We start from the raw sequence: 26,627 nt of genomic DNA on the forward strand, positions 1-26,627 counted from the left end.
GATTATTATTTGGATTGGTTATTTAATTTCAAATTTGGTACTTCCTTTTGGCACCATCACATAATCAAAAGTGTAGTACATATGAGGCGTATCTTTGAACCACTCTGATGAACTATAAACATCTTTATAGACAGAAATCATTTTGATTTTAGCATAATTTCCATTAGCCGTTTTAAGAATTACAGTTCTTGCAGGAATAGTAGTTCCGTTTCTAATTTTAAGCGGATCTCCAAGTGCATAAGCTACGTGTGCTTTTTGAGGATTTGTTCCGTCGCTTACTACTACGCCATCAAAATCGTATAAGTACCATCCTGTTCCGTTACCAAAAGCACCAGCATCATCAGTTCCGACGATGTCGATTCCTGTTTTAAATTCGCTATCAGCAGGAATATCTACTACTTCGTCAAAAGGTTTGGCAACAATTGTAATTCCTCCAACACCGCCTGCCTGATAACCATTGTTTTGCGTATTAGTTCCATTATTTCCAGACAAAAAGCTGGCATAAAGTCCGCCAAAAGCTAAGTCCCATTTTTTTGTTTTTTTATAAGAACCATCAACAGACTTATTTTCTTCTAAACTATAGTATAAAGTTGCAGAAGGAGCGGTTGGATTATCATCAGAAGTACTTCCTTGATAATTTTTTACATGTAGAAGTTTATTAAATAATGTGTTATTTGGGACTTCAGTGCCTGGTTCTTCACCATTTCCATTTTCTTCTGCAGGTTTATCATCAGATGAACACGCTGTTAATGTTACCGCGATTAGAAAAAGAGTCAATACGGTATGTGGTATTTTCTGTATTGAAAGTTTAATTTTTTTCATTGGATTATTATTTTGTATTTAAATTTTTGGTTCCATCATTTTGTACATAATATCTAAAAGTAAAGTAGGGAGCAGGCCAGTTTAAATCGGTTACAGCTGGCGGATTTCCTTTATAAGCATTAACTAATTGCAGTTTTGCATATTTGCCATTCGGAAGTTTTATAACGTAAGTTCTGTTCGGAATAGACTGCATAATATGGCTACTCAAACTGTAATAAAACCATCCTGCAGAACTTGCAGAAGATGACCATCCGATTTTTGTAATTTCACTTGCAGCAAATTCGCTGTCAGACGGTGCCTGACTAACATTCTTATAATCTTCATTAATTAAAACTACAGCAGTGTTATTTGCGGGTCCTTCAAATCCCGGGTTATATTGATATTTTGAATTGTTGACATACACTTCACTGTTATAAGGTCCTGTAAAAGCAATATCCCAGTCGTTTGTTTTCATGTATTGTAAAGAATCTGCCTTAGTATGCAGCCATATTTGTTTTTGATCGCTGAAACGAAATAAAAACGTATGAAATCCTCTCTGTTCTTTACCATCTGTATTGCCTCCCATTGAGGCTCCCGTATCTCCTGCAAGGTCTGTTATCACAGTACTTTTACCATCGGCAAGTGAAGCAGAATTATCTTCTTCATTACTACTACATGAGCTTATAACCACTGCGATAAAAAGCGGTATGAGCCACATGCATTTTTTAACTACTTTGTTTGTTTTCATTTGGAAATTATTAATGTTAGTTATTTTTGTGATCTTTAACGAAACGATAACTTAAACCTCCCAAGAGTATTCTTCCCGGTTGTCCTGGCATAAGTGGATCTGTATAGTTGAAAATATTATCGGCAGTAAATCGAATGCTGAGATGATCATTTAAAAAACGCTTTTCTAAACTGGCATTTGTCAGCAAATACTCTTTTACGAAAATGTCATATTTGTCTATAAATTGGTTTCCGTTTCGGTCTCCAAAAGGATATTTTCCTCTGAAATTGACTCTTACACTTGCACTGATTTTCCAAGGCTCATAACGGTAAAAGATTGCTGTGTTGGCCATGTGCCTTGATCGGTTTTCAATTCCCCAGTAATCCTTTGGTCTTGGTTTATAAGAGTTTCCTGTTGCTGGATCATGAATGTTTTGATTATAAGGCCATTTTCCAGCTCGGATACTGTCTTTGACACTTAAGTCCTGAGCAATTAAATACTGATAGCCAGCACTTATTTCGAGGTTTTTTATGGGACTCAGTTTAAGACCAACTTCAAATCCTTTATTAACAGCTTCGGGTAAGTTTTGATAGGTATAAATAATTCGATTATTCGAACCTGTAGCAACTTGTATACTGTTTATTTGATTGGTTATTTTATGATAAAAAACATTTCCTTCAATTTTAATTTTTTTAGAAGGTTCTAAAACTAGTCCAGCATTATAAGAAGTGCTTTTTTCTGCCTGAAGATTCCCTGCGGTTTGATTGAGTACATATTGTCTGATTTCACTAATCTGACCGTCGTCTTGTAATTGTTGAAGAGTAGGAGCGAGAACCGCATTTCCGATTACGAGATAATTACTGCTGGAATTATAAAAGACTAAGTAGTTTGTTTTAAAGTCAGGGGCTTTAAATCCTGTTCCGATTCCTGCTTTTAAGGTTAATTTAGGGGTCACAAAATACTGTAATCCAAAACTAGGGTTTAATCTTCCTCCAAAATTGTTGGTATGATCGTATCGTAAACCACCAACTGCTTTTAATTTCTGAATGGGTGACCATTCACCTTGAATGTAAGAGAAAAAAGTCTGTAACGAATTCACACCATTTAGAGCTTGATCATTCATGTTTTCAACGCTGCCGCCAATTCCACCGACGAGCTGATATGAATTATTGTGACTAAAAGAAAACTGCTGTTCCAGACGGTGTAGCGTTTGTCTAAAAACATCCTGACTTACCGAACTGTTGGTTTGTTGCCAGGCTACACTCATATCGGCTGTATAATTGGTGAGATAATATCGCGTAATGCTTCTTAGATTGCTATTAAATCGATGATCGAAAGAAAGCGATAAATTAAGATCCTGCTCATCCTGATTGTCTCCGGAAATATGCCCCAAACCAAAATCTTTTTGCATAAACGAGCGACGAAGTCCGTAGCGTCCACTTAAATTCAGGAAACTATTTTCATTGATTTGATAACGGGATCTTCCTTGAAGACTGTAATTGTCATACGGAGGTGAAGTAGTACCCTGAATATATTTTGAGTTGGTATTAAAACCATCTGTTCTGTAATAGTTGGCTGCAATATTTGCTGTGCCTTTATTATTTAAAAAAGGAGTTTCGCCTTCTAATGTTGCGTCGACGATATTTAATGATCCGTAACTTAAAGATGCCTGTAGTTGTGGATCAATAACTCCATGTCTTGTAATAATATTGATAGTTCCACCTAAAGCTTCACTTCCATAAAGACTAGAAGAAGCCCCTTTTATAATTTCAATACGTTCGATGTTTGAAACGCTGATTCGGGAAAGATCAAAATTTCCATTATTTCTCCCTACCATAGGTTGTCCATCAATTAAAACCATGATATATTCACTTCCAAAACCTTGCATTTGAACACCAACCGATCTTGCGCCACCACTAATGTTATTGACTACCGCAATTCCGGTTTGTTCTTTTAATATTTCATCGAGTCTTCTGCTGCCCATGAGTTCTATCGTTTTACGGTCGATTGTAATTACTGGCATTGCACTGTATTGAGCTTTTATTAGAGTTTCCGGATTATTTTTAGTAGTAGTGCTTCGACTGTTTACATTTACCTCTTTTAAGTCAATTCCAGTTTCTTGATTGTTAATTTGGGCTTGTATGAAATTGATGTATAATAAAACAAAACTTAAAATGACTTTTTGTTGATTCAGACCGAAGATGCTTGTATTTTTCATTGAATTTTTCCGACGTCTTTATTTTAAGAATTCCCTCATTTATTTATTCTTATTTAGACTGTGTAAAAATAGTTATTTATGATATACTAATAGTATTTTTTTTACAGACGAAATATGAAAGCTATTCTTTTTTTTAAAGTATTACTTTGTATAAGTTTGTTTAAATGCCATATATTTAGATATTTATGTTTTTTAATGTATTTTTGCCTATTTTAATATTTTAAGAAAAATTTAACATAATTAAAGTTTTAATATTATGTTAAAAAAATCTCCAATTTTGGTAAAATATAACAAGTTTAAAATCGACTTTTCTTAGATATAATCGAAAGTAGAGAGGATGTAATTCTGTAAAATCATAAAGAATTTGGAGCTCATAAATTATCCGATTAATAGACGATAATTTGGACAGAATATTCTATTTTTTGACTTTGTTTAGAAGTTTTGCTATTTAATAATCATTCTTAATTTCAATGAGGATTACTTTTAAAAGCCTATTTTTTTACATCATTTTAGTTATGTTTTGCAATGAAAGATTTCTTTTCTCTTTTAGATTTCTTATTTTTAGTATTTAAACCCAAAAATCCGATTCTGATATGAGTTTAGATTCAAAAAAACGTTTATTGTCTTCTTTACTATTGTTACTGGTATTTTTCATTAAACCGGAAATAGTTTCAGCTCAGTTATTAGGAGCAGGGAAAAGTACAACTGAAGAAACTGCAAAAGCACCTGAAGATTCTCTTGGAAGAAGAACTCCTCAAGGAACCGTTAACGGATTTATTAAGGCAATTGGCGATCAAAATTACTTGCGTGCCAGTCAGTATTTCGTATTAAGTAAACGTTCATATCGTAAAACCGCTGAAAGGATTCGTATTGCAAAGACTTTTCAACAACTGTTAGATCAGGGAGGAAATTTATCACCATCTTCCATTATTAGTAATAAAGAAACTGGAAGAATGGACGATGATCTGGCAACTGGCGTTGATCATGTTGGAAACATAACTACAGGTAAAAGTGTAATTGAGCTTTATGTCGAAAATCAATCAGATGACAGTCAGCCACCTGTATGGCTTTTCTCTGCAGAAACAGTAGAATCTATTTTATCTGCTGATATAACAGGAGAAAAAAGCTTTTTAGATAGGGTGCTTCCGACTGTTTTAAAAGAAAGGAAGTTAGGCAATGTTCCAATCGGGCATTGGACCGTAGTGGTTATAATGACTGTTTTATCTTATTTACTGGCAAGATTACTGGTGTTCTTAATTGGTTTGCTGGTTCAGAAAACATGGAAAAAAGCGGCGACTGAACAAGGAACAGCAATTATAGAAGCCCTTACATTGCCACTTCACATGTATCTGACCGTAATTTTATTTGTGGCATTTACTCAACGTATGGGGATTTCTATAATCGTTCGACAGCGTTTCAGTATTATTATCATTACAATCTCAATACTTGCTTTTTTAATACTGCTTTGGAGAATGACGGACTTTGTAAGTATGTTTGCCCGAAGCAGAATGAGTAGAAAAGGTCGTATTTCGGCTATTTCCGCTATATTATTTTTAAGTCGTACCACCAAAGTTGCCATTGTTGTAATTGGTATTATTGCTTTGCTCGGAATTATCGGAGTAGATGTAACGGCTGGACTTGCTGCACTGGGGATAGGAGGGATCGCTTTGGCATTAGGAGCACAAAAAACAATTGAAAATTTTGTGGGAAGTGTCAGTCTTATTGCTGATCAGCCGCTTCGTGTTGGGGATTATTGTAGAGTTGATGATATAAAGGGAACTGTAGAATCTATCGGAATGCGTTCTACAACGCTGCGTACTGCCGCGCGAAGTATTGTAACGATTCCAAATGGTCAGCTCTCAGCCAGTAAAATAGAGAATTATGCACATCGTGATCGCTTTATTTTCAATCCAATATTTAATTTCAGAATGGAAACATCTCCAGATCAAATGCGTTATTTATTGGTTGAATTAAGATCTTTATTATTTGCTCATCCATCGGTGTTAAATGTAACGCCAACAGTACGTTTTACTGGTATTACAGCCGATGCATTAAAAGTTGAAGTTACGGCATATATTCAGGCTATTAATGTTGAAACTTCACAAGAAGTACAAGAAGATTTATTATTACGAATGATGGATATAATAGAGAAAAGTGGAACTTCACTAGCGTACCCATCGCAGACATTGTATATGGCGCGTGATACTCCTTTCTCAAGTGAAAAAGCAGAGGAAATTTCCAAAACAGTTCAAAAATGGAAAGAAAATAACGAATTACAACTCCCAAAATTCGATCCTAAACGTGTAGAAGAATTAAAAGATAGTCTTAAATATCCGGGAGACGGTAGTTTTAATCCCGATGAAGAAAACATATTCTAAAATAATAAAAATGGCTGTCATTCTTGACAGCCATTTTTTACTTTAATCTTTGATAATGCTACCAGAACTTAACATAAAGCGCTACAATGATCAATAACGTAATTACAATAAGAACAGTTGTTTGCGGTTGTACTTTAAACATTCCAGGCTCAGTCTCGAATGCTTTAGGGTTTACTTTTGGTCCAGCGAAACTGATCAGGATCATGGCAATCATTGTAAACAAGAATGATAATCCCATACAGATGTGGAACGGAATTTCGAAAGCTCCTTTTCCGTTAGCGTAAGCTGTATATAAAAGTGTATCGTTTCCAAATAAAGCCGGAGCGTATTCGTTGAATAAAACAGATAATAAGAATCCTAAGATCACCCCAACGATTGCAGCTGTTCCAGTAGTTCTTTTCCAGAACATACCCAAGAAGAACATAGCAAAAACTCCAGGGCTGATGAATCCTGTGTATTTCTGGATGTAGGTGAATCCACCAACACCACCGATTCCTAAGATGTCGTTCCATGTAAATAAAACCGCTAAAAGCATGGCAACAAATACAGCAAGACGTCCGATGTTTACCTGTTGTTTTTCACCCGCTTCTTTTTGGATGTATTTTTTATGAACGTCTAATGTGTAAATTGTAGAAATACTGTTTACTTTTCCAGCCAAAGATGCTACGATTGCAGCAGTTAAAGCCGCAACAGAAAGTCCTTTTAATCCAGTTGGAAGGAAAGTCAATACAGCAGAATAAGCTCCGTCTTTTCCTCCAACCAATTGAGGTAAATGTCCGTTTGTATATAAAACGTAAGCAGCAATACCAGGAAGCATTACGATTAATGGCATTAATAATTTCAACATACCAGCAAACAAGATTCCTGTACGAGCTGTTTGTAAATCTGCTCCAAGTGCTCTTTGCGTAATGTATTGGTTACATCCCCAATAGTTCAGGTTGATGATCCAGATACCAGCAGCGTAAGATAACAACCCAGGGAAAGTCAAATATTTGTCAATCTCAAGTTGAGAAGATGCTGCAGTTGGTTTTGGGATAATCATTTTGAAATGCTCAGGAGCTTCTTTCATCAAAACTTTGAAACCTGCAATTGCATTTTCACCAACACCAAAGTATTGTCCAACTGTTGTAAGAGCGATGTAAGAAGTTACCAAACCTCCAATGATCAATACAGCCACCTGAATAACGTCTGTGTAAGCCACAACTTTCATTCCTCCAAGAGAAATAAATAAAGCAAAAACAGCCAAACCGATCATAATAGCGTGAAGATATTCTCCTCCCGCAAGACCGTTGATAGCAACAGCTCCTAAATATAAAATAGAAGTCAGGTTCACAAAAACATAAAGGAACAACCAGAAAACCGCCATAATAAGAGCAGTAGATTCGTTGTAACGAGTTTTTAAGAATTGTGGCATCGTGTAGATCTTGTTTTTAAGATATACAGGAATAAACCATACAGCTACAATAATAAGAGCAATAGCAGCAAGCCATTCGTAGGCAGCAACAGCGATTCCTAAGAAGAAACCTTCACCGCTCATTCCGATGAATTGTTCTGCCGAGATATTAGAAGCAATAAGAGAAGCCCCGATTGCCCACCAGGTTAAATTTCCTTCAGCCAAAAAGTAAGCTTTAGCATCTTGTTCGTCTTGTTTACGTTTGCGATAAACGGTGTAACCGTAGACAGAGACTACGATAAAGTAGATAATAAAAACCGCATAGTCTGCGAAAGCGAGGTTTTGGTTCATTGTAAAATTTGATTAATAAAGTGGTTAATAGTTAGTTTTATAGTTGTAAAAGGTTATTTCTCAAGCGTAATTGTTTTGCCCGTAAAGTTTATTCTTCCGCTTTGAATATCATTAGAACCATCAGGTTGTTTTCCTCCAACAAAAATGGTAAACCAGCCTGGTTCTACCACACGTTGTTTTTTCTTGTTGATCATAGAAAGCTGTCTTGGCGTAATGATAAAACTAACGGTCTTTGTTTCTCCTTTCTTAAGATGAATGCGCTCAAAACCTTCTAATTGGCAAATCGGACGTGGAGTAGAAGCTTTTTCATCTTTTACATACAATTCAGCCACTTCATCACCATCGCGATCTCCTGTATTGGTGATATCAACAGAAACTTTAAAATCTGCATCAGAATTGAAGTCTTTTGGAAGCTGTAAGTTAGAATATTTGAAAGTAGTATAACTCAAACCAAATCCAAACGGATATAAAGGTGTTTTATGGAAATAACGATACGTTCTTCCTTCCATATCATAATTTTCAAATTTCGGAAGCTGATCTACTGATTTATAATACGTAACAGGAAGCCTTCCTGCTGGATTATAATCTCCAAAAAGAACATCAGCAATCGCATTTCCGCCTTGTTGCCCCGGATATCCAGCTGTTAAAATAGCAGGCAGATTATCATTTGCCCAATTGATAGAAAGCGCACTTCCGTTAATTAAAACCAATATAACAGGTTTTCCAGTAGCTTTAACGGCTTTTATCAGTTCTTCTTGATTGGCCGGAAGATCCAGACTTGTTCGGTCACCGCCATTAAAACCATCTGCTTCCACTTTCATTTCTTCGCCTTCTAAGCGCTCATTCAATCCTAAAACCAAAATTACAGCATCGGCTTGATTGGCATTTTGCACCGCTTCCTGAACTAAGTTTTCTTGAGGTTCAGCCCATAACAATTGCGCAATGGCATCTCCGTAGAAATTCTGGTATTTAATCTCTATTTTGTATTTTTTTCCTTGTACTAAATCTATTTTCTGAGGACGAAAACGCGGATGGTGATTGTTTTTTCCGCCCGTACTTTTTCCGCCTTCAATTTCAACAGTCATAAAAGGTTTTGACCATTCCGATATATTATAAGTTCCCGATTTTGGAACCGTAAGATAACCTGTCCATTTTACACTATAATTTCCCATTTTTAAACGAGGATCAGGCGTGTTGATATCCCAATGAAAATCGACATTATCATCTGTACGAGTAAAAAGAGGTTTTCCGCTCCATTCGCTGTTGTCGTAATATTCTCCAGTTAATCCCTGAGTTCCGTTTTCATTTTGAAAATATATGGATGGTATAATTTTCATAGCAGGAACTCCTTTTGCTAAGTCTGTTCCTTTGGCATATAAAACTTTTGTACTTGGTTCTAATTTATTTTGAATTCCCTTTAAAACAGTAACAGGATTACTTGGAACTCCGCTGTAATTTCCCCATAACGATTGAATATCATCAGCATTTGGGCCAATTACAGCAACTGTTTTGATATTTTTAGAAAGAGGCAGTGTATGATTTTCATTCTTCAAAAGAACAATACTTTTTTGTGAAGCTGTTCTAGCAAGAAAATCATTAGCTGCATTATTATTCGTTGAATATGGAATTTGTGCAAAAGGAACAATCTCGTCTGGATCAAACATTCCTAATTTAAAACGAGCTGTAAATAAACGTTTCACAGCAATATCAATATCGGCTTCTGAAATTATTTTGCGGTCAACAGCTTCTTTTAGAGACTTAAAGCTACTGCCACATTCCAAATCCAAACCATTTTTTACCGCCAACGCAGAAGCACTTGCAGCATCATTTGTAATTTTATGGTATTTCCAAATATCGGTTACAGCACCACAATCCGAAACGATGTAGCCGTTAAATCCCCAAACATTTCTAAGAATATTAAAAAGAAATGGACTCGCACTAGCCGATTCTCCTCTAAAACGATTGTAAGCGCCCATAACAGAATAAACATGTCCGTCTTTTACCAAAGTTCTAAAAGCTGGAAGATAAGTTTCATAAAGATCGATATCACTTGTATTAGCATCGAAAAAATGTCGAGATGGCTCTGGTCCTGAATGAACTGCATAATGTTTGGCCGTTGCAACTACTTTTAAATATTTGTCATTTGTACCTTGAAGTCCGTTTACGTAATTAAGTCCTAATTGGCTTGTTAAAAACGGATCTTCTCCATATGTTTCATGCCCGCGTCCCCAACGTGGATCACGAAAGATATTTACGTTTGGCGACCAGAATGTCAAGCCTTGGTACATTCCATGTTGTCCTCTTCTTAAATATTCGTGATGTTTGGCACGAGCTTCATCAGAAATCGCGTTGGCAACCTCTAATATCAATTGACGATCCCAAGAAGAGGCAATTGAAATAGATTGCGGAAAAACAGTTGCATATCCTGCACGTGCAACACCATGCAACGATTCATTCCACCAATTGTATTCGGGAACTCCTAAACGATCAATTGCAGGAGCAGAATCCATTAATTGATTGATTTTTTCGTCTAATGACATTCTTGACACCAAGTCATTAACACGTTGCTCAGTTGGTAAATTAGGGTTTTTGTACGGAAAACTTTCTTGCGCAAAGGTGGTTAAAGCAAAAAAATGTAACGCAATAACTATGGATTTTCTTTTCATAGGTTTTGGATAGTGTTAGATTTATTATTTTTTGATTCCTGTTTTTAAGAAAATAGAAATACGAATTAACAAGGATTTAAAGAGAGTAAACTATTAAGTTTCTGCCGACTCACAAAATTATGTTTTTATACTGCTAAAGTTAGGATAAATTGCTATTTAGAGTGTGTTATAAAGCTTTGTATTAATCTTTTATGATTTTGGTTGAAATGCAAAAGGGAGATAAATCACTATTTTTATGGTGGTATTTTGCTTAAATAAAGACTTCTTTTAGGTTAGGAAAGGAATTTTGATATTTTTGTGATTTGCTTAATTTTATAAAGTTTTAAATGAAAAGAAATCTACTCGTATTCTTTTTTTATTGGATTACTATTTTATGTACTGCTCAACCTTCTGGGACACTGACTCATTTTGCAAACGATTTGAAGTTAAGACAATCGCGTATCTTGGATATTCAGCAAGACAAAAAGGGATTTATCTGGTTGTCTACCTTTAATGGACTGATCCGTTACGATGGAAGTACTTTTCAAAAATTCAGAGTCAAACAAAATGGCTCTCTGGATTTAATCTCCAATCGTGTCTTTAAATTTAAGTTTGATAATAGTGATCGAATTTGGATTCAGTCCGAAAAAAATGATATTTATTATTTCGATACCCGTCAGTTAAGTTTTCATTATCCAATTGAAGAAGGACCTTTAAAAGCAGCCAATATTGCATTTGTAGATTTTAAAGTAATGCCTTCAGGAAGAGTTTGGCTTTTTCCCGAAGAAAAAAATTATCTAATTGCTTTTGAAGCCAATAAAAAAGTTAGAAAAATTGCTTTCGATCCTGCAAAGCGTTGTGGAAAAATCCGTGACATTTTTGAAGATAAACATGGAATAACTTGGTTCTTTACCGAGGCAGGTATTTGTAGATTAGATAAATCTGGTGCAGAACCTCAATATTTCTTTTTTAACGGAAAACCTAATTTGTTTAATTCATTTTTAGAAACAAAAGAAGATATAATATTTGGAGGTAACAAAGGGGAACTTGTACGATACAATAAAAAAGCAAGTACTTTTTTTGATTTTATAATCGACATTAAGGAAGATATTGTTTATACAGAGCTTGTTGCAGATAGTAAAATGTTAATTGTAACAGGAGGTCAGGTTTTTTATTTCTATGATTTAAAAACGGGCAGGTTAGACGCTTATAATAATAAAAGTTTAGCGGGATTTCCGAACAAAAAAATCAATTATTTAGGTTCAACACGTTCCAGACAATTTTGGTTTGAAGGCCCAGGTGAAGGTGTGTTTCAGTTTGATTTGCAAACTAAAAAGATAACACGCATGCCTGTTGATTATAGTGATTCTGCAGCTGCGGGAGGAGAAAGAAAAAGTTTCCTGCTTACTTCGCCAAACGGAACGGTCTGGATCCAGTCCAGTAATGCTCCGTTTTCGTATTGGGATGAAAAAAGCAACAAATTATGTTCTGTAGTTCGATGTATAAGAGAATCGAAGGAATCTATTTCAGATTTGATGCATACTGCGATGTTTGATAGATTAGGAAATCTTTGGTTTTGCTCTTTTAAACAAGGATTAGATTTAGTGACTTTTAGTAATAGTAATTTTTCGACTTTAAATTTAGATTCATCTGGAAATTCTCATAAGCATAATGTGCGAAGTCTGATGAGAGACAACAAAGGAAATCTTTGGGTAGGCAGTCGTAAAGAGAAAATTGCTTTGTTTGATGCTCATAAAAATAAAATCGGATTTTTGGCTTCTGACGGAACATTATCAGCATCGGGTCCTAACTGGGGAGCTGATATTTACAGTATGTTGCAAGATAATAAAGGCAGAATCTGGGTAGGAACGAGAGGAAACGGATTGTTTCGTTTGTCTCCAACAGATCAGGCTTTCAGGTATAAAGTGGTGCATTATAAATATGATGAAAAGAATAATTACAGTATTAATTCCGATGATATTTTTAAAGTATTTCAGGCTACAAATGGAGAAATTTACATTGCAACATGGGGCGGTGGTGTAAATATTGTTCGCGAATCAAACAACGGACTTCGATTTATTAATTTCAAAAATGAATTAAAAAATTATCCAATAAAAACGGCAGATAAAGTCCGTTCTATAGTAGAAAACAAAGACCATAAAATATTTTTTATATCCTCTTATAAATTATTTTCTTTTTCAGAAGATAAAAAGTCAGTTGATAAACTTCAGTTTAGGGAATATTCGCAGGTTTCTGGAAATGATATTTTGGATATTGTGATAATGCACGACAATCAGATGGCATTGGCAACCAACGGTATGGGGTTGATATTGGCTGACTTAGACAAGAAAGGGCAATTGAATGTTAAATCGATTTGGAATGAAATGGTTTCTTTTCCTGTGGAAGGAGTAGTAGCTATTGAGGAAGATAAAGCCGGAAAGATCTGGCTCATGAGCGACAATCAAATTGTACGTTTTGATCCTAAAAACAACAGTGCTGAGACCTTCCCTGAATTAAAATCAATTATTGGTACAGAAATATTTTCTGAAGCAACAAAATGTAAGCTTCCAAATGGAGAAATAGCTATAGGTTACTCAAATGGGGTAATTTATTTTAAACCAGAAAATATAAAACCATTTCATTTTAAACCTTATTTGGCGATTTCTGGATTTTTAGTAAACAATAAAGAATTGCATGAAATAAATCCCGAAACTCCCAAAAATGCTGATTTGTTGGAAGAAGTGACACTTGAACACAATCAGAATTTTTTTAGAGTACAGATTTCAGCTTTGGATTATTTAAAAAGCGAAAATATTGTATATCGCTACAAACTGGAAGGAATTGATAAACAATGGAACTATATTAAAGGTGGACAATCTATTAACTATACCAATTTAGGACGTGGTACTTATACACTTTTAGTTTCTTCAACCAATGGTCATAATTTATGGATGGATAACGAAAGACAAATCAAAATTACGATTCGTCCTTCTATCTGGGGAACCAATTTTGCTTATTTCTGTTATCTGGTATTGGCTTGTGGTTTGTTTTTCGTAGTCAATAGAGCTATTCTTACTATTTTAAAATTGCGTAGTGATGTAAAGCTGGAGAAACAAATGAGCGATTTAAAACTAAAATTCTTTACTGATATTTCGCATGAAATTCGAACACCGCTTACTATGATTACAGCGCCTTTAGAAGTGATTCTTTCAGACAATGATATAAAAGAATCTACAAAAGGTCAGCTTAGAATTATTGAAAAAAGTAGTAATAAATTATTGAATTTAGTCAATCAGATTTTGGATTTGAGAAGAGTTCAAGATAAAAAACTAGCTATTCGCGAAATCAATTTAGGAGAATTTGTTTCGCAAATGTGTGAAGATTTTGAAGAAATGAGCAATCAGAGCCATATCAATCTGAAAGTAGATATCGCTCCATCAAACCCAAAAGTTTGGGCAGATCCAGATAGTTTAGATAAGATTTTAATCAACTTACTTTCTAATGCTTTTAAATATTGCAATAAAGGAGATTCGATTGAAGTAAAAGTAGAAGAATCAGAAAAACATGTGTTTTTAACGGTAAATGACAATGGTCCTGGAATTAGTCCAAATCTTCAAAAGAGATTATTTGTTCGATTTTCAAATTATAATGAAAACCTATCCAATCCTAGTACCGGTCTTGGACTTTCTATTATAAAAGATATTGCAGATAAACATGGGGCAGAAGTTTTGGTAGATAGTACTCAAGGAAAAGGAAGTAGTTTTCAAATTGCATTTTTAAAGGGATATCAGCATTTTAAAGGTGATGTAGATATTTTATTAGACGAAACAGAAGAACATTTTTCTGATGAAATAAATCAGGAATTTGAACTAGAACACGAAATAATTATACCAGAAGAATTACGTCGAGAACATCCAATCGGACTTATTGTAGAAGATGATCCAGAATTGCGTGATTTTATTGTTTCTATCTTAGAAGCGGATTACACGATTTATACTGCCGAAAATGGCGATGAAGGATATATAAAAACAGAAGAAATTTTACCGGATTTCATTATCAGTGATATTATGATGCCTGAGAAAGACGGAATTGAAATGTTGAAATTGATTCGAGATAATTTATCAACGAGCCATATTCCTGTCATTTTACTTAGTGCAAAATCATCAATAGAAAGTAAATTGGAAGGATTAGAGTATGGAGCAGACGATTATGTAACCAAACCTTTTAATGTTAGTTTATTAAAAGCAAGAGTCAAAAATATGCTGGAACAGCGTGCTCGTTTGCAACAATTGTTTTCAAGTGGCAGTACTATTGAAATTTCTAAAGAAGAACCGCTTCAAATTTCGAATAAAGATCAGAAATTTATGTTTCAGGTTATTGACTTTGTAAAAGAAAACATGTCGAATTCTGATTTTTCTGTTGATGAATTAGGAAAATTAATGTGTATGTCACGCGCCAGTTTTTTCAATAAACTCAAAAATATTACTGGGGCTTCTCCTGTTGTTTTTATTCGAGATATGCGATTAAGCGAAGCAGCAAGACTTTTAAAAGACGATGATTTACTAATAAAAGAAATCTGTTTTGAAGTAGGATTTAATGATCTTAAATACTTCGGAAAATGTTTCAGATCGAAATACGATTTTACTCCAGCTGAATATCGTCGACAATTTCGTTAATCAAAATCCTTTTCAATAAAAGCCAATGATTTCAATATTTGGAACGCAATGAGTCTTATTCAAATATTGAAATCATTGGCTATGTTTTTCTCCAGCATTTATATACAATCCTTTTTAAATATAGCCCAAGGTTTTAACCATGGGGACGTAATGTATTGTCACAATATTTCTCTTCAGGATTTATATTCACAATATTTATTAAACATAGCCCAAGGTTTTAACCTTGGGGACATAATGTATTGTTTTCAGTATTCCTCTCCAGGATTTATATTCACAATCCTTAATTAAAATTTCCAAAGATTTCAACCTTGGAAAATGATAGAAAAAGTATGCTTTACGATATCTTTTTTTATTTATGATATTTTTTCTGCAATAAATAAAAAAAGTAAGAAAAAGTTAGTAAATAACTGATTTTACCCGTTTAAATAGCGATTTAACCCTTTTCGAAAAGCAATATTTACCCCTTTTTAAGGAGTGATATCTCTAGTTTTGCTTTACAATCTTAACTAATATTTTACTAACTAACCTTAAAACCAAAATTATGAACCAAACCAAATTATTTATTCAACTCTCAAAACCTAAGCTTTCTGTTGATAGCTGTAAAAAGTGTAAAAAGACCAATACTCTTCATTTTTAAATTTAGTTGTTATGAAAATCATTAAACACCTAATATTTGGAGCAGGGTTATTGCTTTTTATATTAAGTTCTTGTTCCAATGACGATTTTAAATATGAAAGCTCTGTGGTAAAAACATTAGATTTTCAGTTAAATGGAGTGCCTTGGAATTTGAACGTAGGAATTTCGACCAGACCGCTTTTTATTTACAAAGACAATGGAGAGTATTTTGCTAACTACAGTTCACTTTATCGTTTTTCACTAGATGATGGAAAATACAAATTTGTAGCATCAGATTTTCCAGAACAGATGATTCCGTCTCCAATCAATTTGAATGATCTTATTGTTCCTCAGCCGGCATTGGCTAATCAACATGTAAATCTTTCAGATGCGATGCCGTACGCTTCTCCTTTTAATGATCCTTTAACCTTAAACATTGTGACGCGAACGGGAATACTTCGTTTGAAATCATTGGATATTACAGCGGATAGAAGTTACACAACAATCAAAACAACGATAGCCGTAAAACGTAGCGGTTATAAAGTTTCGGACGGAACTTTTGTAAAAGAAGACATGTTTGTGACAAGAAGCAAAGCAACGACCAGTGGTGGTATTAATTACGCAGAAGATTTTATTTTATTTCAAACTGATGAAGCCGCTAATAATGTTCGTATAAAAATCGAATGTTTAGATCAGAACATGCAGGTTGTTAAGACAAAAGAAATAGAAGGAACTTTTGCAATTGAAGCTAACAAGGTAACGAATGCCGATTTCTTTTTGAATGAGCTTTAAAAAATCTGTTTAAAATACTCAGAAACTTACAATCTAAAATTAGTAGCCTTGAGGGATTCGTATAGGCAGGAATAAGCAATTATGATGATGAGTCATCGTGTTGACTTTTGCTGTTCGGTATCGAAATCTTAAAACTTGGCTTTTAAAATAATTCAAGAAATATTCTAGTTATGAAGATAAAAAAATATATCTGGAGCATTTTGGCTATTCTGTTTTTAACAGGTGGTGCTTATGCTCAGAAGCGTGTGACCGTTACAGGTACAGTAAGGGATAATATGGGACTTATTCCTGGCGCCACTATTATTGTAAAAAATGAAAACACCAATACAGTTACAGATTTTGATGGAAAATTCAGTATCTCGGTAACTGATCCGCAAACGGCTGTCCTGATCGTTAAATTTATTGGTCTAACAGATGAGACCGTAGCATTAAAAGGTCGCACTTCTGGAATTACGGTTCAGATGAAAGAATCGAACAGTGAATTGAACGAAGTTGTCGTAATTGGTTATGGTACACAAAAACGTAAAAACTTAACAGGAGCAATTGCAAGTATAAAAGGAACCGAACTGGCAAAAGTACCAACAGCAAACGTTGCTGAAGCTTTGACAGGAAGACTTCCGGGAGTTCAGGTTACAACTGTTGATGGTTCGCCAGGAGCAGATGTGAAAATTAGAATTCGTGGTGGAGGTTCTATCACTGAAGACAATTCGCCTTTAATCTTGGTGGATGGTTTTGAGGTGGCTAACTTAAATGATATTCCGCCAACAGATATCGAATCTGTAGAAGTTTTAAAAGATGCAGCTTCAACAGCGGTTTACGGTGCGAGAGGTGCTAATGGGGTAATTATTGTTACTACTAAAGTTCCAAAAGCAGGAAAAGTTTCGGTAAACATTCATAATTATACACAGATTAAAACGCTTGCGAATCATTTGGATGTAATGGATCCTTATGAGTTTGTGATGTTGCAATATGAAAATGCACGTAAAGGAAGTTCAAATCCAACGGCATTTTATAATATGTATGGCAAAGCAAACGAATTATACATTTATAAAGGAAACAAAGGAACAGATTGGCAGGATGAAATTTTTGGGAGTAATCCGATTGCGAGATATACAGATATTAATGTGAATGGTGGAAGCGAAAAAACGAAATTCAAATTCACTTTCGTAAATCAGGATCAGCCAGGAGCTTTGGTAGGAACAGGAATGCGTCAGAATTATGTTTATTTAATTATGAACTCAAAACTTACTGACAATCTAACATTTGAATATCAAACCCGTTTAACGAACCAAACTATTGATGGTTCGGGAACAGACGGTGTAAGTTTGCTTAGAGCTTTACGCGAAGCACCAACTGCAGGATTACAGGATTACATGACGTTACCGGATGATAACACATACTTTGATCCAGATGATTATCAGATAAAACCTCGATTTAATCCATTTGAAGAAGCTGAAAAAAATTACCGTAAACGTATTACGAGAATTTTCAATACTCAAGGAGCATTAACCTGGACAATTAGAAAAGGTTTAACATTACGTTCTTCTTTTGGTTATGAATATAAGTATCAAGAAGATGGACGTTTTTGGGGTATAGATACTCGTACCGCAACAGACAACAACAATTTACCAGTTGTATATTGGTCTATGACGCAGTCTCCACGTTGGCAGTTGAATAACGTTTTAAACTATGGTTTTAAATTAAAAGAACGTCACGATCTCCAATTAATGATTGGACAGGAGATAAAAGATCAGGAATCTTCAGCGAAATTTTATCGTACACGTTATTTTCCTGAAGACATAACAGGTGCAAAAGCGTTAGATAATCTGGCTTTAGGAACTCCTTTTGAAAATGGATCAAATGCAGAATCACCAAATAGAATTTCTTCTTTCTTTGGAAGAGCTAATTATGGATATGATGATCGTTACCTGTTTACGTTTACTGTTCGTACGGATGGTTCTACAAAGTTTGGACCTGAAAATAGATGGGGAGTTTTTCCAGCAGGAGCTTTTGCATGGAGAGTTTCTAATGAAAGTTTCTTAAAAGACAGCCAAACAGTTTCGAACTTAAAACTGCGTTTGAGTTATGGAGCTTCTGGAAATGATAGAATAAAAGCTGATTTATATGCAAAATACTATGGTGTTTCGAGAGATCGTTCTGTAGGTTGGGGAGAACAAAATCAGTACTACTACAATTTTTACAACAGTCAATATCTTAACAATCCAAACGTAAAATGGGAAACGACTTATACAGCAAATGCAGGTGTTGATTTTGGTTTCTTCAAAGAAAGATTAACAGGAACTTTGGATTTCTATTATAACACAGTAAAAGATCTATTAGTGCCTTCTGATATTGCTGCTGTTTCAGGTTTTACTAAAATGATGACAAACGTTGGACAAACTTCTAACAAAGGTGTTGAACTTGCTCTTAATGGTAGCGTGATCAGAAAAAAAGATTTTCAGCTTGATTTGACTTTTAATATCGGTTACAATAAAAATAAGATTGACAAACTGGCAAGTGGAGAACAAGAATGGATATTAAGTTCAGGCTGGGCAGGAACACAACTCCTAAATGATGATGATTACCGTGCGTATGTAGGTGGAACAAAAGGTTTGATTTACGGTTTTGTAAACGATGGTTTCTATAAGATGGACGATTTTGAGTCTTTTGATGCGGTGACTAGAACCTGGAAATTAAAAGAAGGAGTTGCTAATTCAAAAAATCTTTCAGGAGAACCAGTTCCAGGAAGTGCTAAGTTTAAAAAATTAACCCCTACTGATCCTTCTGATCCAAATAGTTATGTAATTGGAGATAAAGACAGAAAAGTAATTGGAGACACAAATCCTGATTTTTCTGGTGGATTTGGTGTAAATGCAGTTTGGAAAAACTTTGATTTGACAGCATTCTTCAATTTCATGTATGGTTTTGATGTATACAATGCTAATAAGATTATGATGACTTCTTTTTACCAAAACAACCAAAATAATTTTGGTATGGAAGTAGGACTTGATAAACGTTGGAGAAACTACGATGATATGGGGAACGACCTTCGTTATTCACCAGAACTGTTAGCAAAACAAAACGAAAACGCTACAATGTGGAATCCTGTTAGTATTGGTCGTCCAATTGCCATGTCTTATGCAGTTGAAGATGGATCTTTCTTAAGATTAAACACCTTGAGTATTGGTTATACAATTCCAAAACAACAAAGTAAGGCAATAGGATTAAGCAGAGTGAGATTGTACGCTACAGGAAGCAACTTATTTATTTGGACAAACTACTCAGGCTATGATCCTGATGTAAATCTAGAAACTGGTTTAACACCAAATATTGATTATAACTCTTATCCGAGAACACGTAACTACGCTTTTGGAGTACAGTTATCATTTTAATTAAACAATATTAAATCACGTAATGATGAAGAAAAAGATATTATTTAGTTTTCTGTTAGTTTTTACACTGTTTTTTACAGCGTGTGAAGAGTATCTAGATGTTCAACCTGGATCAGGTTTTACTCAGGCAGAAGTTTTTAAATCAGAAAAAGACATCCAATCTGCTGTTGCAGGTGTATATACGCTTATGCTTACAGATGATGCATATGCTAATCGCCTTGCTTTTGTTTTTAACATGAATACAGACGTAGAAATGTCTGGTATTTCTACTAATACTGTAAATGGTAACGGTTCTGATATTGCATGTTATGACCCAAAACCGTATTGGACGACTTTAAATTCTACATGGAATGTCATGTATAAAATTATCAATACAGCTAATGATGTAATTGAAGGTATTGAAGGATCAGATTTATATAAGGTAGATCCAAAATCACAGCCTTCTAATATTACTCAAATGTACGGAGAGGTGAAAACAATTCGCGCAATGGTTTATCTGGATATGATTCGTATCTGGGGAGATGTTGTTTTTCGTACAAAATCTTCAACAGGAGATGAGAATTTTGCTCAAGGCACAACAGACCGAAATGAAATTCTTGAATTCTTAATTGATGATTTGAAGTCAGTTGAACCTTTAATGAAAAATGCCAGTGAGATTGAGTTTGGTGTAGAACGCGCTTCTAAAAGTTTTAATCAAGGTCTGATCGGATTATTAGCCTTGACAAGAGGAGGTTGGACACTTCGCCCAGACGAAAATAATCCTGCTAATATCGGACATATGGAAAGAGGTAAAAACTACGAACAGTATTACGATATCGCAATCCAATATTTAGATAAAGTAATTCAAGGTAGACAACATGATTTAAAATTAGGTTTTAGAGAGTTTTGGATTAAACAAAACAATTGGGAAACACCAGTTAATGATGATGTAATTTTCTCTATTCCAATGTTAAAAAATTCTACAGGGGAGTACGGCTATTTTGCTGGAATTCCGATTACTGCAGGAAGCCATCCTTATGGTTCTGCTTCTGGATCTCTTAGTTTATGCGGTGAATATCTTTTTTCATTTGATAAAAAAGATTTAAGAAGAGATGTTACGTGTGCACCGTTTTCATACGATCAAAATTTGAATCAAGAGATTCGTCTGGATCTGGCTCGTTTGGCAGTTGGTAAATGGTCTAAGCTTTATATGACAAGTCCTTTAGGTGGTAGTAGCGAAAAAGGTACAGGAGTTAACTTCTCTTGGATGCGTTTTGCAGATGTGCTTTTAATGTACGCAGAAGCAGTAAACGAACGTTTTGGTCCACGCGAAGATGCTAAGGAATGTCTAAAACGTGTACGCCGAAGAGCTTTCGCTCAAGCTGATTGGGGAGAAAAAGTAGACAATTATGTACAGTCTAAAACATCTCCAGATTTATTCTTTAAAGCGATTATGGACGAGCGTAAATGGGAATTTGGTGGAGAAAGCAAACGTAAATTCGATTTGGCTCGTTGGAATAAATTCAGCGAAGTAATTTACAATCAATACAATAAACTATACAATTGGGGACGTGTAGCAAATGGTGCTTATGTACCAGGTATCGACCAAGTTCCAGGAAGTATTTATTACAAACTTGTTACAGATCCAGCCAATTCAAGCAGAAAAATTTTAGACATAAAAGGAATTGATGAAGTTGTGACTGCAAATCCTGCAGGATATACAGCCTTTCCATTTGCGGTTAGTTGGTACGCATTAAACAATGACACGGCAAGTTATGAGCCAAGAAACGATATTAAATGGAGTTTTAGAGGATTTATAAACTACAATAATGCTTCATCGGTATCTCCAACAGATCCGTTGCGTTATTTATGTCCTTATCCATCTAAGGTGATTACAGATCATCGAGGAGCCATTCAAAATTTTTATGGTTTTAATTTTTAATTGAATCAAGTATGAAAAATTCAAAAAAACTAATTTACAGTTTATTTCTTATCGGAATAATTGTTTTTGGAGTAATACTACAATCTTGCGATAATGATGAATTTCGTTATAAACCAGTAGATGATTTATTCCAGCCAAAATTTGTCCTTACAGCGCCTTTAGTAAAAAGTAATTCAATTGCGGTGGTTTGGTACAAAGTAAATGACGCGGCATCTTATACGGTAGAACTACATTTAGATAATTATTACAAAAGTCTTTATAAATCGTATACTATAACAGATACCCAAATTTTGATGGATGATATTCCATATAAGACACAGTTTTATATCAGGGTAAGATCGAATCATGTTAATGGAGAACACAACTCACAATGGGCATACACAAGTGCTCTGACAGAAGATCGTCCAGCATTTGATCCTATTTTACAGCCAATAGAAAGAGTAAATATTACAGAGACAGATGTTACGGTAACGTGGGCAGTTTCTTCAAAAAATCCAGTTGACAGTATCTCTGTCGCTCCTGCACAATCTGCAGAAATTCCTGCTATCGGACGTAAACTTACTCCATCAGAAATGATGAGAGGTGAAGCAACCGTAACAGGTTTAGAGAAAAATACCTTATACAATGTAAACATCTTCGATAATATTAAACCAAGACGTTATGATAAACCTTATAATCAGGTTTCGTTCCGTTCTGCAGGACCATCAGCAGCCACTATCATTGTAACAAAAGGAATGGATTTGGATGCTTTGTTAAGAACGAATAATGACGATCCTACAGTGCCAGAAGGAACAGAGTATTTCTTAGAAGCGGGCTCATTGTTTAAAATCACACCTTTCACTATTTCTAAAGGATTTAAACTGACAGGTGGAACTCAGGGAGAACGTCCTCAGATTGAAATGAACGGAAACTGGAATATTGCGGAAGGTTCTTATTTATCATCTTTAGCTTTCGAAAACATTCGTTTCTATCAAACTATCGATGCGAGTTACTTCTTCAATAGTGGAACAGCTTGGAAAGTAGATGAAATTACTTTCTACAATTGTGTTTTCAACTATTTCAAACGTGGTTTCTGGAGACATCAGGGAAGTGGTAAGTACAAAGAAATTGGCAATTTTGATATGAGCTATTGTACTTTTGATCAGGTTGGAGGACACACAGGCCCTTATGGAACATTTGTTTTTGGTTCAGCTGGTGCTGATAATGTGAAAAAAGCGGTTTTCTCTAATTGTACTTTCATGAGAGATTACTATCAGACAACAGATCAGAATCGAAACTTTAAAAACTTATTTGATTATGGTACATCAGCATATCCAATTCATTTAGAGTATCAAAATATTACAATTTATGATTATGCTTACAACAGATCATTAATTAATATACCAAATGCTGTAGGTTCTACTTTAATCTTTAAAAATGTTTTGATGGCATCTGCTTGTGGAAAAGTGATTCAGGCAATTGCAGCCAATACACCTACAACATACGGTAACAATTATACAACAACAAATTACCTTCTTGGAGCAGCTGCTATACAAGGAACGGAATTAGGAATCAGTGCTCAAAATCTATTTGTAGATCCGGCAAACGGAAATTTGATGATCAAAGATTCAAATTCTCCAATTGTAACCAACAGAGTAGGAGATACAAGATGGTTGCCATAAATTTTGTTAATTAAGTTAAGTGGTTTCAGTACTCAGGAAGTATCCTTGTGGTTGGGGATACTTCTATGTACTGTGTTTCACTAATTTGTGAAAGAAAAGAAACTTTAAAATGTCAAGGATTGTTCTAAGATATTTTAATGAAGCGAATTATATAATAAAAATCAATACAATGAAATTCAAACAATTACTACTGACCTTAGGATTATTTTGGTATATAGGGGCAGGTGCACAAGGCTGGAACGCTGATTTGGGAAATGGAAAATATAAAAACCCAATCTTACATGTCGATTATTCTGATCCCGATGTTTGCGCTGGAGAAGACGGTTATTACATGACGGCATCTAGTTTTAATAGTGTTCCGGGACTTCCTATTCTTCACTCAAAAGACCTTGTAAATTGGGAATTGGTTGGATATGCATTACAAAATCAGTTTCCTATAGAACATTACCGTACGGTTCGTCATGGCGATGGTGTTTGGGCTCCGTCCATTCGTTATCATAACGGAGAATACTTTATTTACTGGGGCGATCCTGATTTCGGAATTTATATGGTAAAGACTAAAAATCCTGCTGGTGTTTGGGAAGAACCCGTTTTGGTAAAAGAAGCAAAAGGAATTATAGATACGTGTCCGTTTTGGGATGAAGACGGAAAAGCTTATCTATCTTATGCTTTTGCAGGAAGCCGTGCCAATGTAAAAACAGTTTTGATGTTATCTGAAATGACACCAGACGGAACGAAACTAATAGGAAATCCTTCTTTAGTTTTTGATGGTCATAAAGGACATACTACAGTAGAAGGTTCAAAAATGTACAAACGCGATGGTTATTACTGGCTTATGGCTCCCGCGGGAGGCGTAAAACCAGGATGGCAATTGGCAATGCGTTCTAAAAATGTTTGGGGACCTTATGAGTTTAAAGTGGTTTTAAACCAAGGAGATTCACCTGTTAATGGGCCACATCAAGGCGGTTATGTCGAAACGCCAAACGGGGATGGATGGTTTTTACATTTTCAAGATCGTTGGGCTTATGGACGTGTCGTTCATTTGCAACCTGTAACTTGGAAAGACGGCTGGCCAATTATGGGAAAAGATGCTAATAAAGACGGAATTGGAGAACCTGTTATGGAATGGACTAAACCAAACGTAGGCAAAAATTATCCAGTAACTCCATTAATTTCTTCTGATGAATTTAATAGCCATCAATTTGGATTACAATGGCAATGGCAGGCGAATCAAGATCCTGCGGAACATTGGGGATGGTCATCGGCAAATCTTGGATTTTTACGTTTGAATTGTATTCCGAGGAAAGAAGGAATAAAAACCATGTGGATGATGCCGAATCTGTTATTGCAAAAATTCCCTGGAGCCAATTTTACTGCAACAACAAAATTGACTTTCGAAAATAATCCAGATGCAGGAGTTTGTAGTTCAGGTTTGATTGTATTTGGTGAAGATTATGGTTATATCGCTATTGAACAAGATAAAATAGGCAATTTGAATTTGGTACAGCGTTCTATGAAAAGCGCTAGAACTTCTAAAGAATTAGAGAAAGAAATAGTATCAATTCCTGTAAATAAAAAAGAAGTTTATCTGCGTTCCAAAGTAGAAATGGTTCAAAACAAAGAACCTTTTGATGCAAGAGTAACTTTTTATTATAGTTTGGATGGAAAGAATTTCAAAAAGCTAGGAGAATCATTTAAACCTAGTGCAGGAAGATGGGTTGGTGCTAAAATTGGACTTTTTGCAACGGGATCTAAAATTATTAACGACAGCAGTTACGCCGATTACGATTGGTTTAGAGTTGAAGAAAATTAAGAAATTATGACATATAAAATCAAATATTGTTGTCTTGCTTTGTTCGTTGGTTTGATTTCATTTGGACAATCAAAATCAAAAGATAAAAAAGAATTAACTCCAATTGAATGGGCAATAAAAATGGCCGATTCAGATCAGAAACGTGTTCCAAATCCAGTGTTTTTGGATGGTGTAAAATATCCTAAATGGAATTATACAAATGGTTTAGTAGCTCTTGCGAATCAGAAATTGTATGATTATACCAAAAATCAAAAATATTGGGACTACGGACTTTCGTATGCCGAACAATTAATTGATAAAGATGGAAATATTCAAGGCGGATATGAAATTGATAAATACAGTCTAGACCTTATAAATTCAGGAAAAATACTTTTTGATATTTATAAAAAGACCAACGATTCTCGCTATAAAATCGCAATGGATGTTTTGCACAAACAATTAGAAGGACATCCAAGAAATTCTGATGGAGGTTATTGGCATAAAAAAAGTTATCCGTGGCAAATGTGGCTGGATGGCGTTTATATGGCCGATCCTTTTTCAGCACAATACGGACAAGTTTTCAATAATCCAAAAGCAATTGACGATGCTATTCTTCAAGCAGAATTAATTCAGAAACACACATTTGATGCTAAAACAGGATTGAATTTTCATGGTTATGATGAAAAACGCGTACAATTCTGGGCGAACAAAACGACTGGAACTTCATCGCATATTTGGGGACGGGCACAAGGCTGGTATTGTATGGCTTTGGTTGATATTCTAGACTTTGTTCCAGAAAATCATCCCAAACGAAAAGATTTAATCAAAATCGTTCAAAAAGTTTTTGATGCTGTTTTAAAAGCTCAAGATTCTAAAACAGGTGTTTGGTGGCAAGTAATGGATCAGCCAGGAAGAAAAGGAAATTATTTGGAATCAACTTGTTCTACAATGTTTGTGTATTCGTTTACAAAAGCGTATAACAAAGGTTATGTGGGTAAAAAGTTCTTGAAATCGGCACAAAAAGGTTTTAACGGAATTCAGAAAGAATTTATAAAAGACAATACAGACGGAACCATTTCGATTACAAAATGTTGTGCTGTTGCTGGATTAGGAGGTAAAAATCCTGAAGATAGAAACGGTTCTTTCGAATACTATATTTCTGAACCTATTAGAGAAGACGATGCAAAAGCTGTTGGACCTTATATTCTGGCTGGTATCGAATTGCAAAAGTTTCAAGACAAAAAATAATGTTTCAAAATTACAAT

The 26,627-nt window shown here is 34.8% G+C and carries 13 protein-coding genes; 8 read left to right on the forward strand and 5 right to left on the reverse strand.

Annotation, left to right across the window (positions count from 1 at the left end):
• Positions 1-18 precede the first annotated feature (18 nt).
• The 3 genes from NQQ59_RS22725 to NQQ59_RS22735 are packed head-to-tail and all read right to left on the reverse strand — an operon-like array spanning position 19 to position 3,746.
• Positions 19-822: an HmuY family protein gene (locus NQQ59_RS22725; RefSeq protein ID WP_144212267.1), complete on the reverse strand. Its 804-nt coding sequence runs from the start codon at positions 820-822 to the stop codon at positions 19-21.
• Positions 823-829: 7 nt separating this feature from the next.
• Entirely contained in the window at positions 830-1,549 is a 720-nt protein-coding gene (locus tag NQQ59_RS22730; RefSeq protein WP_144212269.1) for an HmuY family protein, read from the reverse strand.
• A gap of 16 nt (positions 1,550-1,565) precedes the next feature.
• Positions 1,566-3,746 carry a TonB-dependent receptor plug domain-containing protein gene (locus NQQ59_RS22735; RefSeq protein ID WP_257698439.1) on the reverse strand — a complete coding sequence of 727 codons (2,181 nt, stop codon included), beginning with the start codon at positions 3,744-3,746 and terminating at the stop codon, positions 1,566-1,568.
• Positions 3,747-4,339: 593 nt separating this feature from the next.
• Here NQQ59_RS22735 and NQQ59_RS22740 point away from each other — a divergent pair.
• Positions 4,340-6,124 carry a mechanosensitive ion channel family protein gene (locus NQQ59_RS22740; protein WP_144212271.1) on the forward strand — a complete coding sequence of 595 codons (1,785 nt, stop codon included), beginning with the start codon at positions 4,340-4,342 and terminating at the stop codon, positions 6,122-6,124.
• A 58-nt stretch (positions 6,125-6,182) separates the two neighbouring features.
• On the opposite strand, the gene NQQ59_RS22745 is transcribed toward NQQ59_RS22740, so the two are convergent.
• Together NQQ59_RS22745 and NQQ59_RS22750 are read right to left on the reverse strand one after the other, a co-directional pair.
• Positions 6,183-7,868: a sodium/sugar symporter gene (locus NQQ59_RS22745; protein WP_144212273.1), complete on the reverse strand. Its 1,686-nt coding sequence runs from the start codon at positions 7,866-7,868 to the stop codon at positions 6,183-6,185.
• A 53-nt stretch (positions 7,869-7,921) separates the two neighbouring features.
• The gene (locus NQQ59_RS22750) at positions 7,922-10,534 is read right to left on the reverse strand and encodes a beta-glucosidase (protein WP_144212275.1); all 2,613 of its coding nucleotides are present in this window, start codon (positions 10,532-10,534) and stop codon (positions 7,922-7,924) included.
• 326 nt (positions 10,535-10,860) lie between these two features.
• On the opposite strand from NQQ59_RS22750, the gene NQQ59_RS22755 reads away from it, so the two are divergent.
• From NQQ59_RS22755 to NQQ59_RS22785, 7 genes are all read left to right on the forward strand, one after another.
• Entirely contained in the window at positions 10,861-15,189 is a 4,329-nt protein-coding gene (locus NQQ59_RS22755) for a two-component regulator propeller domain-containing protein (RefSeq protein WP_144212277.1), read from the forward strand.
• Positions 15,190-15,837: 648 nt separating this feature from the next.
• A complete protein-coding gene (locus tag NQQ59_RS22760) occupies positions 15,838-16,596 on the forward strand; it encodes a hypothetical protein (RefSeq protein ID WP_144212279.1) in 759 nt (252 codons plus the stop codon).
• A gap of 170 nt (positions 16,597-16,766) precedes the next feature.
• Positions 16,767-19,988, forward strand: coding sequence for a SusC/RagA family TonB-linked outer membrane protein (locus tag NQQ59_RS22765; protein ID WP_222104863.1), 3,222 nt, complete (start codon positions 16,767-16,769; stop codon positions 19,986-19,988).
• 25 nt (positions 19,989-20,013) lie between these two features.
• Positions 20,014-21,909: a RagB/SusD family nutrient uptake outer membrane protein gene (locus NQQ59_RS22770; protein ID WP_144212281.1), complete on the forward strand. Its 1,896-nt coding sequence runs from the start codon at positions 20,014-20,016 to the stop codon at positions 21,907-21,909.
• 11 nt (positions 21,910-21,920) lie between these two features.
• Entirely contained in the window at positions 21,921-23,570 is a 1,650-nt protein-coding gene (locus NQQ59_RS22775) for a DUF5123 domain-containing protein (RefSeq protein WP_144212283.1), read from the forward strand.
• A gap of 169 nt (positions 23,571-23,739) precedes the next feature.
• The gene (locus NQQ59_RS22780; RefSeq protein WP_144212285.1) at positions 23,740-25,383 is read left to right on the forward strand and encodes a glycoside hydrolase family 43 protein; all 1,644 of its coding nucleotides are present in this window, start codon (positions 23,740-23,742) and stop codon (positions 25,381-25,383) included.
• Positions 25,384-25,389: 6 nt separating this feature from the next.
• Positions 25,390-26,610, forward strand: a complete 1,221-nt coding sequence (locus NQQ59_RS22785) for a glycoside hydrolase family 88/105 protein (protein WP_144212287.1) — start codon at positions 25,390-25,392, stop codon at positions 26,608-26,610.
• The last annotated feature ends 17 nt before the right edge of the window (positions 26,611-26,627 follow it).

It is taken from the genome of Flavobacterium panacis (assembly GCF_024649945.1).
Classification (GTDB): Bacteria; Bacteroidota; Bacteroidia; order Flavobacteriales; family Flavobacteriaceae; genus Flavobacterium; species Flavobacterium panacis.

Coding starts and splice junctions, on each gene's coding strand:
- NQQ59_RS22765 (WP_222104863.1), top strand. CDS start 16,767: ATGAAGATAAAAAAATATATCTGGAGCATTTTGGCTATTCTGTTTTTA.
- NQQ59_RS22775 (WP_144212283.1), top strand. CDS start 21,921: ATGAAAAATTCAAAAAAACTAATTTACAGTTTATTTCTTATCGGAATA.
- NQQ59_RS22770 (WP_144212281.1), top strand. CDS start 20,014: ATGAAGAAAAAGATATTATTTAGTTTTCTGTTAGTTTTTACACTGTTT.
- NQQ59_RS22750 (WP_144212275.1), bottom strand. CDS start 10,534: ATGAAAAGAAAATCCATAGTTATTGCGTTACATTTTTTTGCTTTAACC.
- NQQ59_RS22760 (WP_144212279.1), top strand. CDS start 15,838: ATGAAAATCATTAAACACCTAATATTTGGAGCAGGGTTATTGCTTTTT.
- NQQ59_RS22735 (WP_257698439.1), bottom strand. CDS start 3,746: ATGAAAAATACAAGCATCTTCGGTCTGAATCAACAAAAAGTCATTTTA.
- NQQ59_RS22725 (WP_144212267.1), bottom strand. CDS start 822: ATGAAAAAAATTAAACTTTCAATACAGAAAATACCACATACCGTATTG.
- NQQ59_RS22740 (WP_144212271.1), top strand. CDS start 4,340: ATGAGTTTAGATTCAAAAAAACGTTTATTGTCTTCTTTACTATTGTTA.
- NQQ59_RS22730 (WP_144212269.1), bottom strand. CDS start 1,549: ATGAAAACAAACAAAGTAGTTAAAAAATGCATGTGGCTCATACCGCTT.
- NQQ59_RS22780 (WP_144212285.1), top strand. CDS start 23,740: ATGAAATTCAAACAATTACTACTGACCTTAGGATTATTTTGGTATATA.
- NQQ59_RS22755 (WP_144212277.1), top strand. CDS start 10,861: ATGAAAAGAAATCTACTCGTATTCTTTTTTTATTGGATTACTATTTTA.
- NQQ59_RS22745 (WP_144212273.1), bottom strand. CDS start 7,868: ATGAACCAAAACCTCGCTTTCGCAGACTATGCGGTTTTTATTATCTAC.
- NQQ59_RS22785 (WP_144212287.1), top strand. CDS start 25,390: ATGACATATAAAATCAAATATTGTTGTCTTGCTTTGTTCGTTGGTTTG.